Genomic DNA, 12372 nt, shown 5'->3' on the forward strand with positions numbered 1-12372 from the left:
GGCTTGCCGACGGTGAGCTCGAAACCTTCGCGACGCATGTTCTCGACGAGGATGGCGAGGGCCAGCTCTCCACGGCCCTGCACCTCCCACGCATCCGGACGCCCGATGTCGACGACCTTGAGCGAGACGTTTCCGATGAGCTCCTTGTCGAGACGGTCCTTGACCATGCGAGCAGTGAGCTTGTGCCCCTTGACCTTGCCCATGAGGGGCGAGGTGTTGGTGCCGATCGTCATCGAGATGGCGGGGTCGTCGACCGTGATGGCCGGCAGCGGGCGCACGTCCTCGGGGTCGGCGATGGTCTCGCCGATCGTGATGTTCTCGAAGCCGGCGATGGCGACGATGTCGCCGGGACCGGCGGACTCGGCGGGGTAGCGCTCGAGCGCGCGGGTCTTCAGGAGCTCGGTGATACGCGCGTTCTGGTGCGTGCCGTCGGAACGGACCCAGGCCACGGTCTGGCCCTTCTTCAGCGTGCCGTTGAAGACGCGCAGCAGCGCCAGACGGCCGAGGAAGGGGCTGGAGTCGAGGTTCGTGACCCAGGCCTGCAGCGGGTGCTCGTCGTCGTACTCCGGAGCGGGAACGTGCTCGAGGATCGCCTCGAACAGCGGCTCGAGGTCGTCGTTGTCCGGCAGCGCGCCGTCGGCGGGACGGTTCTGCGATGCCGCACCGGCACGACCGGAGGCGTAGACCACCGGAACGTCGAGGAGCGCGTCGACATCGAGGTCGGGCACATCGTCGACCAGGTCGGAGGCGAGACCCAGCAGCAGGTCGTGCGCCTCTTCCTCTACCTCCGCGATGCGGGCGTCAGGACGGTCGGTCTTGTTGACCAGGAGGATGACGGGGAGCTTCGCCTCGAGCGCCTTGCGCAGCACGAAGCGGGTCTGCGGCAGCGGACCCTCGCTCGCGTCGACCAGCAGCACGACACCGTCGACCATGGACAGGCCGCGCTCGACCTCGCCACCGAAGTCGGCGTGACCGGGGGTGTCGATCACGTTGATCGTGATCTCCTTGCCCTGGGCGTGCTTGCCCTTGTATGTGATCGCCGTGTTCTTGGCGAGGATCGTGATGCCCTTCTCACGTTCCAGGTCGTTCGAATCCATGGCGCGCTCATCGACGTGGGCGTGTTCGCCGAAGGAGCCCGTCTGACGCAGCATGGCGTCGACGAGAGTGGTCTTGCCGTGGTCGACGTGCGCGACGATCGCGACGTTGCGGAGGTCAGAACGGAGGGCGTGCGCCATGCAGGTGTCCTAAAAGATGTGGGGTTTCGCCGGGAAGCCGACGTTCCAGGATAACGCAAGCTCAGGGCTTGTTCCTGAAAAGCAGGTCGTAGCATCGAGATCGTGACCCGACCGCAGGCTCCGTGGGACCTCCCCGACCTCTCCCCCGCTCCCTCCCGCGCGCGCCTGTGGTGGGAGATCGCCATCGTCCTCGCGCTGGGCCTCGGCCAGTCGGCGGTATATGCGATCGTGCAGCTCGCCTACCGGCTCACCGACGAGACCCCCATCGCCGACCAGGTGGCCGCGCTCAACCCCTCGCGAAGCGACCGGGAGATCTTCGACCTCATCTACCAGGTGCTCGCCATCGGCTTCTCCCTCGTCCCCGTCCTGCTGGTGTGCTTCCTGCTGTGGCAGTCGCGTCGCCCGCACCTGGCGCGGCTGGGGCTGGACGGCACGGGGATCGCGAAGGATGTCGGACGTGGGGTGCTCCTCGTCCTGGCCATCGGAATCCCTGGACTCGCCCTCTACCTCACCGGCCGCGCCCTCGGGCTCACGGTCGCGATCGACCCCGCAGGGGTGGGCGCTTTCTGGTGGACCGTTCCCGTCTTGCTGCTGGCCGCCGCCCGAGCCTCCCTGCAGGAGGAGTTCGTCGTGCTCGGCTATCTCTTCACCCGGCTCCGGCAGCTCGGGTGGAGTCCGTGGGCGATCATCATCTCCACGTCGATCCTCCGCGCGAGCTATCACCTCTACCAGGGATACCCCGCCTTCATCGGGAATCTGGCGATGGGGCTGCTCTTCGGCTGGCTGTACCAGCGCACGGGCCGACTGATGCCGTTCCTCGTGGCGCACTTCGTGATCGACGCCGCCGCATTCGTCGGGTATCCGTGGGCGGCGGCCACCTGGCCCGAGCTGTTCGGGTTGCCCGGCTGAGTGTTGGACCCCGGGCACGTTCTCCTCCCCTCGCCGGGTATGTCCTAGCCTGGGTGCTTCCAATGACGGAACACGGAGGGATGTCCTATGAAGATGAATCGGATGACCAAGGCGGGGGCCGCGATCGCGATAGCGGCAGGGCTCACGTTGCTGAGCGTGGCGCCCGCGTCGGCCAGCGTTTTCGGGCCGTACTCGTCGGCAGCGCAGTGCAACGCCGATCGCACCGACTACGTCCGAGGTGGCGGGAAGGCAGCGCCCTGCATCCCGGGAACCGGCGGCTGGTATTTCCAGTCCTACTGAGCGCCATCGCATGGGAGGGCGGGCGCACAGCCCGTCCTCCGTGCGTTGACAGGCTGTGACGCCCACCCTAGGCTCGGGTACCCACGACGACGTGGGCACGACAATCCGGGGGGATTCGATGAAGAAGAAATTGTCCGCAACAGCCGCAGGTTTCGTCCTGGTCGCAGGCATGGTGTTCGGTGGGGCCGCCGGCGCGCAGGCCGCCACGTGGTTCGGCCCGTTCACGGACCTGTCCTACTGCCAGGCCGAACGACGGGTCTTCATGCAAGAGGGCTACAGCGTCGGATCGTGCGTGCATCGCGCCGGTCAGCCGGGCTACTGGTTCTCCTACTCCTGAAAAGGGCTCGACCTCTGGAAAGGGGCTCGACGCACATGACGATGCGCCCCCTGCCCTCACGAAGAGGGCAGGGGGCGCATGTGTCGAGGGGGCAGAACTCGTTCAGCCCGCGGCGACGATCAGTACGGCGACAACCGCCCAAACGACGATCACGCCGAGCGCGAGCAGCGCGCTGGTGTCCCAGGAACGGCGGATCGGCGCGCTCGCACCATGCCCCGCCGCCGCCTGCCAGCGGTCTCGGATGTCGGTGAAGCTGCGCAGCGAGGTCGAGACGCTGGTCTCCTCGTCGCGCATCTTGCTGCGTCTCGGCCGGGCATGCGCCGGTCCGCCCCAGCAGGTGAGCTCCGTGTCGTCGTCGAAGGAGAACTTCAACTGCCACTCGAGATCGATGTCTCGAACCCGGTGCCAGCCGAAATCCGTCCGTCGCAGCATGTTCTGCACCTGCGCCCCGTCATCGCGGATGCGGACCATCGACACGTAGCTGATCTCGTAGACGATCCACAGGCCGAGAAGCACCCAGGGAGCCAGCAGCAGTGTCTGCGTCCATCCGCCCCGCACGACGGCGTCCCCGAGGAGGAAGACCGCCAGCGCGAGGCTCACGACCATGACGACCGTGCCCGAGGACGAGCGGAAAGTCCGCTCATCCTCGGGAGAGTTCAGCCTCGCCACGATCAGAGGCCGCCCAGAGGGATCGACGCACCGGGGATGGCCTCGAGCAGGCGGCTCGTGTACTCCTGCTTCGGGTTCGCGAAGGTCTCATCGACCGTGCCCTGCTCGACGATCCGGCCGCGCTCCATGACGCAGACCAGGTCGCTCGAGACACGCACCACCGCGAGGTCGTGCGTGATGAACAGGTAGGTGAGCCCGAGCTCGGTCTGAAGATCGGCCAGCAGCTTGAGGATCTGGGCCTGGACGAGCACGTCCAGAGCCGAGACGGCCTCGTCCAGCACCACGATGTCCGGCTTGAGTGCCAGCGCGCGCGCGATCGCGACGCGCTGACGCTGTCCGCCCGACAGCTCACTGGGATAGCGCGTCGCCAGATCCTGCGGCAACGACACCTGATCGAGCAGCTCGCGCACGCGCTCGCGCCTCGACGCACGATCGCCGACACCGTGGATCTCGAGCGGCTCCGCGATCGTGTTCTCGAGGTTGCGCAGCGGATCCAGGGACCCATACGGATCCTGGAACACCGGCTGCATGCGACGACGAAGACCGAACGACTGCGCCCGGGAGAATCCGGACACGTCCATGCCGTCGATCTCGATGGTTCCCGACGTGGGTTCCTCGAGCTTGAGGACCATCTTCGCGACGGTCGACTTGCCCGAGCCCGACTCGCCGACCAGCGCCAGCGTCTTTCCCCGCGGGATCTCGAACGACACGTCGTCCACAGCACGGAACATCTCACTGCGGAAACCACCCTGGCGGATGCGGTAGTCCTTCGTGAGAGCAGCGACGCGAACGGTCGGCGGGATATCGGCGAGGTCGTCGAGCGTTTCCACGCCGCGGTCCTCGACCACGGCCTGGATGCGCTGCGATGCCACGCTCGGCGCTGCGGCGACCAGGCGCTTCGTGTACGGATGCTGCGGGTTCTGCAGGATCTCCTTGCTCGGACCCGACTCCACGATCGAGCCGTTCTGCATCACGATCAGCCGCTCCGCGCGCTCGGCTGCGAGACCGAGGTCGTGGGTGATCAGCAGCATCGAGGTGCCGCGGTCGCGCGTCAGGCTCGCCATGTGGTCGAGGATCACGCGCTGGACGGTGACATCGAGCGCCGACGTGGGCTCGTCCGCGATCAGGAGCCGCGGGTCCGCAGCCAGTCCGATTCCGATGAGCGCACGCTGGCGCATTCCGCCGGAGAACTGGTGGGGGAACTGACGCAGCCGCTTGGCCGCGTCGGCGAGCCCCGCCTGCTGGAGCACCTCGATCGCGCGGGCGCGCACCGCAGCACGGCCCTGAGCGAGGCCGTTCGCACGAACCGCCTCCTCCACCTGGAAGCCGATGCTCCAGACGGGGTTGAGGTTCGACATCGGGTCCTGCGGCACGTAGCCGATCGCCTTGCCGCGAACCCGCTCCATCTCCCGCTCGGAGAGGGTGGTGAGCTCCTGCCCCTCCAGCGTGATGCTGCCGGAGGTGATCCGCCCCGTGCCCGCGAGGAGCTTGATGATCGATGTCGCGGCCGTCGACTTGCCCGAACCGGACTCGCCGACGATCGCGACCGTCTCTCCTGCCATGACATCGAAGCTGATGCCGTGCAGGACCTGTCGTGTGCCGTTCTGCGTGTCGAACGCGACCGTGAGATCGCGAACGCTCAGCAGCGGAGCTGTCGATTCGTTCATCGGCGTGCCCTCGCCCTCGGGTCGAGGGCGTCTCGGATGAGCTCGCCCAGGAGGATGAACGCGAGCACCGTGATGGTGAGCGCGATCGACGGATAGATCAGGGCCATCGGCGCGACGCGCAGGGAGCGCTGCGCCTGGCTGATGTCGTTGCCCCAGGACATGACGTCGCTGCCGAGCCCGACACCGAGGAAGCTCAGTGTCGCTTCGGCGACGATTCCACCGGCCAGAGCCAGCGTCGCCAGGACGAGCAGCGGTGCGAAGGCGTTCGGGATCACGTGCGACATCAGGGTGCCGAAGCGCCCCTTGCCGAGCGCGGCCGATGCCATCACGAAGTCCGCCTGTTTCACTCTGAGCACTTCCGCTCTGACGACTCGCGCGGTCGCAGCCCACGCGAATCCACCGATCGCGAGAGCGAGGGTGAAGACGTTGCGGTACTGCGAGAACACCGTCATCACGACGACCGCCGCGAGGATGTAGGGGATCGAGAAGAAGATGTCGCCGATGCGGGAGAGCACGGCGTCGAGCCATCCTCCGTAGTAGCCGGCGAAGGCACCCATGATCAGTCCGAGGGTCGAGCTGATGATCGTCGCCAGCAGGCCGACGCTGATGGATGTCCGCGAGCCCCACACGATCCGAGACCAGATGTCACAGCCCTGGAACGTGTACCCGAGCGGGTGTCCGGCGGCCGGCCCCGCGTTGGAGTTCGCGAGCTCGCACTGGTTGTTCGGAGGCGTCTGGGTGAAGAGCGTCGGCCACAGGGCCATCAGCAGGATGAGCGCGACGATTCCGAGGGAGATCCAGAACGACGGGCGGCGGCGCAGATCGGTCCACGCGTCCCGCCAGAGGCTGGCGGGCTTGCCTTTGACGTTGATGGCATCCGTCGGCGGCTGTTCGGCCACCACCGGTGCGACGTAATGGGTGGGACGGTCACTTGACATAGCGGATCCTCGGGTCGAGCAGCCCGTAGAGCAGGTCCACGAGCAGGTTGACGAGAACGTAGATGATGACGAATACCGTCACGAACGACACGATGGTCGGTCCTTCGTGCCTCAACGTCGCCTGGAACAGGGTCTGTCCCACGCCGGGAATGTTGAAGATGTACTCCGTCACGGTCGCTCCGACGAGGAGCACACCGAAGTTCGTCGCCGAGTTGGTGATCACCGGGATCAGGGAGTTGCGCAGCACGTGCACGGGGATCACGCGGTTGCGTGACAGCCCCTTGCCGTAGGCCGTGCGCACCCAGTCCTGGTTGAGGGTGTCGAGAACCGAGCCGCGCATCAGACGCATGCTCGTCGCATACAGGCTCAGCCCCAGCACGATGGCGGGCAGCCACAGGTCGCCCCAGTCGTTCTGACCACCGACCGTCGGACGGAACCAGCCCAGCTTGATCGCGAGGAAGTACTGCGCGAGGAAGGCGACGACGAAGATCGGCATCGACAGGAACACGAGCGAGATGATCAGCGACACGTGGTCGAAGAACTTGCCCTTGCGGAGCGCGGAGAGCGTCCCGATGATGATCGCGAGCGTGAACTCGATCGCGATCGCCATGATGGCCAGGCGTCCGGTGATGGGAAGCGTGCGCGCGAGGACGGTGCTCACGGACTCACCGGAGAACGTCGTTCCCATGTCGCCCTTGAAGACGCCGGTGATGTAGTAGAAGTACTGGACGAGGAACGGGTCGTCCAGGTGGTACTGCGCTCGGATCGTGGCGAGCAGCTGCGGGCTCGGCGGTTTGTCACCGAAGAGCGCCGCGATCGGGTCACCCGGCATCAGGAAGACGAGCGCGTAGATGAGAAGCGTCGCACCGAAGAAGACCGGGATCAGCTGGAGAAGTCGCCGCAGGGTATAGGCGAGCATCCTTGCTCCTTTCGTGGAGTCGGAGTCAGCCGGAGTGCACGACGCGAGGCGGTGACGTCGCCGCCACCGCCTCGCTGCCGTTCACTCCAAGGACCTACTCGGCCTTGGTGATCTCGTAGTAGAGCGGAACAGAGTTCCAGCCGACGGTGACGTTGTCGACGTTGTCGCCGAAACCGCCGATGGAGTTCTGGTACCAGAGCGGGATGACGGGAAGGTCGTTGAACAGGATCTCCTGGACCTTCTCGTACGCCGCGTTGGCATCGTCAGCGCTCGTCGCCGCTGCACCCTCTGCGAGCAGTGCGTCGACCTCGGGGTTCGAGTAGTCACCGTCGTTGGACGATGCGCCCGTGCCGTACAGCGGCTGCAGGAAGTTGTAGACGGCGGGGTAGTCGCCCTGCCATCCGGAACGGTTGGCCGTCTGGATCGTGCGCTTGCCGGCGTCGTCACGAGCGTTGACCGCAGCGCGGAGCGTGGCGAGGTCGACGTACGGTGCACCCGACGCCTCGATACCGAGCGTGTTCTTCAGCGAGTTCGAAACCGCGTCGACCCACACCTGGTGTCCACCATCGGAGTTGTACGCGATCTGGAAGGTGCCGGACCACGGTGCGATGGCGTCAGCCTTCGCCCACAGTTCCTTGGCCTTCTCGGGGTCGTACTTCAGGACGTCGGAGCCGGGAACGCTGTCGCTCCAGCCGTCGATGACGGGAGTGGTGAAGTCGCTCGCCGGGGTACGCGTGTCGGCGAAGATCTTGCTCGTGATCTCGTCGCGGTTGATCGCCATAGAGATCGCCTGACGACGCAGGGTGCCCTCTTCGCCCGAGAAGTGGGCGAGCTGGCCACCGATGGTGAACGACTGGAAGATCGCGGCGGGCTGGTTGGTCGCCCGCTCGCCGAGCTCGTCCTCGAACACCGCGAGGGAAGCCTCGGGGATCTGGTCGATGACGTCGATGTTGCCACCGAGAAGGTCGGCGTATGCGCCCTCGGGAGCCGTGTAGAACTTCAGCGTGAGGCCGCCGTTCTGCGCGACGCGCTCACCCTTGTAGTCGTCGTTCTTGACCAGGTCGATCTGGACGTCGTGCTGCCAGGCACCGTCCTTGGCGAGCATGTACGGACCGTTGCCGATCGGGTTCTCACCGAAGGCGTCCATGTCCTCGAAAGCCGCGTCGGGGAGCGGGTAGAACGCCGAGTAGCCCAGGCGGGTCACGAAGTCGGATGCGACATCGCTGCTCAGGTCGATCGTGAAGGTCTGGTCGTCGACCTCGGTGAGGCCGGTGAGCTCGGAGTCCGCGTCGGGGTTGAAGCCGACGATGTCGGCGAACCAGGACTGGTTCAGCTGAGCGTTGGAGAGCTGTGCGCCGTAGTTCCACGCGTCGATGAAGTTGTGAGCGACGACGTCTTCACCGTTGGTGAACTTGTGGCCCTCCTTCAGCTTCACGGTGACCTTGTTCGGGGCGTCGACGGTGATCGACTCGGCCATGTCGTTGACGAGGGCGCCGTCGCCGTCGTAGAAGGCGAGGCCGGCGAAGATCGAGTCGAGGATCTTGCCACCACCGACCTCGTTGGTGTTGGTCGGGATCAGCGGGTTCTCCGGCTCATTGCCGTTCGCCGAGATGATGGCCGACGTCGAGCCCTTGGAGCCCTCGTCGCCCGAGTCGTTCCCGCCTGCACAACCGGCCAGCGCCAAGGCGCCGATCACGAGCAGAGCGCTGCCCGCGAGGGCAATCCTGTTTCTTTTCACTTTTCGTCCTCCTGTGGACAGTGCTGAGTCTGCGCGCTCACCATCGAACACGCAGGGATACCTGAGCGTAACCCGCCGCTTCGCTCACAGCCGCCTTCAGCTAACGAACTGTTACTGAGTGGTGACCATCTGTAACACCGGAGAAACACCGCGACACACAAGACGGTGTCGCGCTTCCGCACGGAAGCGCGACACCGTCTGCTCAGACGAGCACGAGGCTCAGGCGAAGGCCTCCACAGGCGGGCAGGCGCACACGAGGTTGCGGTCGCCGTACGCCTGGTCGATGCGGCGCACCGGCGGCCAGTACTTGCCGGCGACGAGCGCGTGAACGGGATAGGCGGCGTCCTCGCGCGAGTAAGCGTGGTTCCACTCCCCCGCGATGAGCGACACCGCGGTGTGCGGCGCGTGCACCAGGGGATTGTCGTCCGCAGGCCAGCGTCCGGCGGCCACGGCCTCCGCCTCGGCCTTGATCATGACCATGGCCTCGATGAAGCGCTCGATCTCGTCGAGGTCCTCCGACTCGGTCGGCTCGACCATGAGGGTGCCCGCGACGGGGAACGACATGGTCGGCGCGTGGAAGCCGTAATCGATGAGGCGCTTGGCCACGTCGTCGACCGTGATGCCGGTCGCCTCCTTGAGCGGACGCAGGTCGAGGATGCACTCATGAGCGACGCGGCCGTTCTCACCGGTGTACAACACCGGGAAGTGGCTGCCGAGACGCTCCGCGATGTAGTTCGCCGAGAGGACGGCAGCGGCGGTGGCGCGACGCAGTCCGTCGGCGCCCATCATGCGCACGTACGCCCACGAGATCGGCAGGATGCCCGCGGAGCCGTAGGGAGCCGCGGAGATCACCCCGCCCTCGAACGTGTAGCCGCCGAAGTGCTCGGCGCTCTGTGCGAGCGGGTGCGAGGGAAGGAACGGCGCGAGGTGCGACTTCGCCGCGACCGGACCGATGCCGGGGCCGCCGCCACCGTGCGGGATCGCGAACGTCTTGTGCAAGTTGAGATGCGAGACGTCGCCGCCCAGGTCACCGAAGCGCGCATAGCCGAGCAGGGCGTTGAGGTTGGCGCCGTCGACGTACACCTGCCCACCGGCGTCATGCACGGCGGCCGTGATCTCCACGACCTGCTCCTCGTACACACCATGCGTGGAGGGGTAGGTGATCATCAGGGCCGACAACTCGTCGGCGTGCTGGGCGATCTTCGCGCGCAGGTCGTCGAGATCGACGTTGCCGAGTTCGTCCGTCGCGACGACGACGACCTTCATGCCGGCGAGCACGGCCGAAGCCGCGTTCGTGCCGTGTGCCGACGACGGGATGAGGCAGACCGTGCGATGCGTGTCGCCGTTCGCGTGGTGGTACCCGCGGATGGCGAGGAGACCCGCCAGCTCGCCCTGCGAACCGGCGTTCGGCTGCAACGAGACCGCGTCGTAGCCGGTGACCTCGGCGAGCCAGCCCTCGAGCTGACCGATGAGCTCGAGGTAGCCCTGCACATCGGCGGCCGGAGCGAACGGGTGGATGCCCGCGAACTCGGGCCACGTGATGGCGGCCATCTCGGTCGCGGCGTTGAGCTTCATGGTGCACGATCCCAGGGGGATCATGCCGCGATCGAGCGCGTAGTCGCGGTCGGAGAGGCTCTTCAGATACCGCATCATGGCGGTCTCCGAGCGATGCGAGTGGAAGACCGGGTGCGTGAGGTACTCGTCCTGACGCCGCAAGTCGTTCGGGAGCGCCCGCAGCTTGTCGTTGCCGAAGAGACCGAACGCCCGCTCGTTCTTGCCGCCGAAGACCATGGCGACCTGGTGCAGCTCGCCGAGAGTCGTGGTCTCGTCGACCGCGATGCCGACCGTGTCGGCGTCGGCGACGTGCAGCAGGATGCCGTAGCCGTCGTGCGCCTGCGCGGCGTACTCGGCCGCCCGACCGGGAACGCGCACCTGCACGGTGTCGAAGAACTCCGCGTGCACGACCTCGGCACCGGAATCGACCAGCCAGTCACGCAACAGGGCGGCCTTCGCCGTCGTCTGGGTCGCGATCTCGCGCAACCCGTCGGGGCCGTGGTACACCGCGTACATCGATGCCATGACGGCCAGCAGCACCTGGGCGGTGCAGATGTTCGACGTCGCCTTCTCGCGACGGATGTGCTGCTCGCGCGTCTGCAGCGAGAGCCGGTACGCGGGCTTGCCGTCGGCATCCACCGACACTCCCACGAGTCGACCGGGCAGCTGACGCTCGAGGCCGGAGCGGACCGCCATGTAGCCGGCGTGCGGCCCGCCGAAGCCCATCGGCACGCCGAAGCGCNNCGCCGCGACGGCGAGAGCACCGGAGAGGTGCGCGGCGTCGAAGACGGCGGACGGGTCCCAGACCCGTCCGGATGCCCCGGGGTACTGGACGAACACGCCGAACAGGTCGGCGGGCAGCTCCTCGCCAGCGGCGAAATCGACCGTGACGATCTCGATACCCAGCGCCTCCGCACGCGTGTCGAGCATCGCCCTGGTCTGCGGGAGGGCATCGGCGTCGACCGCGAACACGGTCGACGCCGACTTCGAGGCACGACGGGCGAGCAGCATCGCCTCGACGACCGCGGTCGACTCGTCGAGCATCGACGCGTTGGCCGTGGTCAGCCCGGTGAGCTCGGCGACCATCGTCTGGAAGTTGATGAGCGCCTCCAGACGCCCCTGGGAGATCTCCGGCTGGTACGGCGTGTACGCCGTGTACCAGGAGGGGTTCTCCAGCACGTTGCGCTGGATCACCTGCGGCGTGATGGTGCCGTAGTATCCCAAGCCGATCATCGGGCGGTTCACGGTGTTGCGCGACGCGAGCGTCCGGAGCTCGGCGAGAGCCTCGGTCTCGCTCGCCGCGGACGGGATGAGCGAGGGCGCATCCGTGGCCTCGGCAGACGGGCCGGTGTAGATCGACGCCGGCACGGCCTGGCGCATGAGCGCCTCTACCGGGCTCAGCGCAGAGTCGGCTGCGGTGGTGTCGAGACCGAGGGCGGCGAGCATCGTGCGCTGCGCGGCATCCGTGGGTCCGATGTGACGATCGGCGAAAGTGACCACTGGAGAATCAGCCCTCCGTGAGAGCGACGTAGGCGTCGCGGTCGAGCAGACCGTCGAGAGCACCGGCGGCGACGGTGACCTTGAGCAGCCATCCGCCCTCGAACGGCGCCGCGTTGACGAGCGACGGGTCATCCACCGCTGCGTCGTTGATCTCGACGACCGTGCCCGAGACGGGAGCATAGAGCTCGCCGACCGACTTCGTCGATTCGATCTCGCCGACGACCGCTCCTGCGGTGACCTCGGTGCCGACGGCGGGGAGCTCGACGAACACGACGTCGCCCAGCTTCTCGGCGGCGTAGTCGGTGATCCCGATGGTCACGGTGTCGCCGTCAGCGGCGATCCACTCGTGCTCTTCGGTGTAGTGGAGTGCGGCGAGATCGGTCATTTGGTCCTCCGGTAGAAAGGCAGGGCGGTCACGGTCGCGGGGATTCTGGTTCCCCGCACATCAAGGAATACTGCGGTTCCCTCTTCCGCGGAAGACGGGGTCACGTAGGCCATCGCGATCGGATGACCGAGCGTGGGGCTGAGCGCGCCGCTCGTGATCTCACCGAGCACCGACCCGTGTTCGTCGACCACGGCGTAGCCGGCGCGACCGGCGCGCTTGCC

General features: G+C 66.8%; 12 protein-coding genes. 3 read left to right on the forward strand and 9 right to left on the reverse strand.

What is annotated here, in order from left to right; translation table 11 throughout:
• Positions 1-1235: GTP-binding protein (locus B2869_RS02595; RefSeq protein WP_292762357.1), on the reverse strand; the 1235-nt coding region annotated here is incomplete at its 3' end.
• Between the two features lie 102 nt (positions 1236-1337).
• Between B2869_RS02595 and B2869_RS02600 the strand changes: the two genes are divergently transcribed.
• The 3 genes from B2869_RS02600 (at position 1338) to B2869_RS02610 (ending at position 2781) form a co-directional block, all read left to right on the forward strand.
• On the forward strand, positions 1338-2144 hold the full coding sequence (locus B2869_RS02600) for a CPBP family intramembrane glutamic endopeptidase (protein WP_292762360.1): 807 nt from the start codon (positions 1338-1340) through the stop codon (positions 2142-2144).
• Positions 2145-2246: 102 nt separating this feature from the next.
• Entirely contained in the window at positions 2247-2444 is a 198-nt protein-coding gene (locus B2869_RS02605; RefSeq protein WP_152525878.1) for a hypothetical protein, read from the forward strand.
• A gap of 118 nt (positions 2445-2562) precedes the next feature.
• The gene (locus tag B2869_RS02610) at positions 2563-2781 is read left to right on the forward strand and encodes a hypothetical protein (RefSeq protein WP_292762364.1); all 219 of its coding nucleotides are present in this window, start codon (positions 2563-2565) and stop codon (positions 2779-2781) included.
• A 102-nt stretch (positions 2782-2883) separates the two neighbouring features.
• Here the strand turns inward: B2869_RS02610 and B2869_RS02615 are convergent, their stop codons facing one another.
• The 8 genes from B2869_RS02615 to B2869_RS02650 all read right to left on the reverse strand — a co-directional run.
• The gene (locus tag B2869_RS02615) at positions 2884-3450 is read right to left on the reverse strand and encodes a PH domain-containing protein (RefSeq protein ID WP_292762367.1); all 567 of its coding nucleotides are present in this window, start codon (positions 3448-3450) and stop codon (positions 2884-2886) included.
• A gap of 2 nt (positions 3451-3452) precedes the next feature.
• The gene (locus tag B2869_RS02620; RefSeq protein WP_021199597.1) at positions 3453-5117 is read right to left on the reverse strand and encodes a dipeptide ABC transporter ATP-binding protein; all 1665 of its coding nucleotides are present in this window, start codon (positions 5115-5117) and stop codon (positions 3453-3455) included.
• Positions 5114-6055, reverse strand: a complete 942-nt coding sequence (locus B2869_RS02625) for an ABC transporter permease (protein WP_292762372.1) — start codon at positions 6053-6055, stop codon at positions 5114-5116. The genes B2869_RS02620 and B2869_RS02625 overlap by 4 nt, the downstream gene beginning before the upstream one ends.
• The gene (locus B2869_RS02630) at positions 6045-6974 is read right to left on the reverse strand and encodes an ABC transporter permease (RefSeq protein ID WP_021199595.1); all 930 of its coding nucleotides are present in this window, start codon (positions 6972-6974) and stop codon (positions 6045-6047) included. Before B2869_RS02630 ends, B2869_RS02625 begins: the two co-directional genes overlap by 11 nt.
• Before the next feature lie 94 nt (positions 6975-7068).
• Positions 7069-8712, reverse strand: a complete 1644-nt coding sequence (locus B2869_RS02635; protein WP_292762375.1) for a peptide ABC transporter substrate-binding protein — start codon at positions 8710-8712, stop codon at positions 7069-7071.
• Between the two features lie 219 nt (positions 8713-8931).
• Entirely contained in the window at positions 8932-11712 is a 2781-nt protein-coding gene (gene gcvP / locus B2869_RS02640) for an aminomethyl-transferring glycine dehydrogenase (RefSeq protein WP_414683266.1), read from the reverse strand.
• 61 nt (positions 11713-11773) lie between these two features.
• A complete protein-coding gene (gene gcvH / locus B2869_RS02645; protein ID WP_021199592.1) occupies positions 11774-12151 on the reverse strand; it encodes a glycine cleavage system protein GcvH in 378 nt (125 codons plus the stop codon).
• Positions 12148-12372: glycine cleavage T C-terminal barrel domain-containing protein (locus B2869_RS02650; RefSeq protein WP_292762383.1), on the reverse strand; the 225-nt coding region annotated here is incomplete at its 5' end. The genes B2869_RS02650 and gcvH, both read right to left, overlap by 4 nt.

It is taken from the genome of Microbacterium sp. UBA3486, assembly GCF_002377845.1.
GTDB lineage: Bacteria > Actinomycetota > Actinomycetes > Actinomycetales > Microbacteriaceae > Microbacterium > Microbacterium maritypicum_A.

Excerpts from the sequence above, each read along its gene's own strand:
- B2869_RS02605 (WP_152525878.1), top strand. The coding sequence starts at position 2,247 with ATGACCAAGGCGGGGGCCGCGATCGCGATAGCGGCAGGGCTCACGTTG.
- B2869_RS02610 (WP_292762364.1), top strand. The coding sequence starts at position 2,563 with ATGAAGAAGAAATTGTCCGCAACAGCCGCAGGTTTCGTCCTGGTCGCA.
- B2869_RS02620 (WP_021199597.1), bottom strand. The coding sequence starts at position 5,117 with ATGAACGAATCGACAGCTCCGCTGCTGAGCGTTCGCGATCTCACGGTC.
- B2869_RS02625 (WP_292762372.1), bottom strand. The coding sequence starts at position 6,055 with ATGTCAAGTGACCGTCCCACCCATTACGTCGCACCGGTGGTGGCCGAA.
- B2869_RS02630 (WP_021199595.1), bottom strand. The coding sequence starts at position 6,974 with ATGCTCGCCTATACCCTGCGGCGACTTCTCCAGCTGATCCCGGTCTTC.
- gcvH (WP_021199592.1), bottom strand. The coding sequence starts at position 12,151 with ATGACCGATCTCGCCGCACTCCACTACACCGAAGAGCACGAGTGGATC.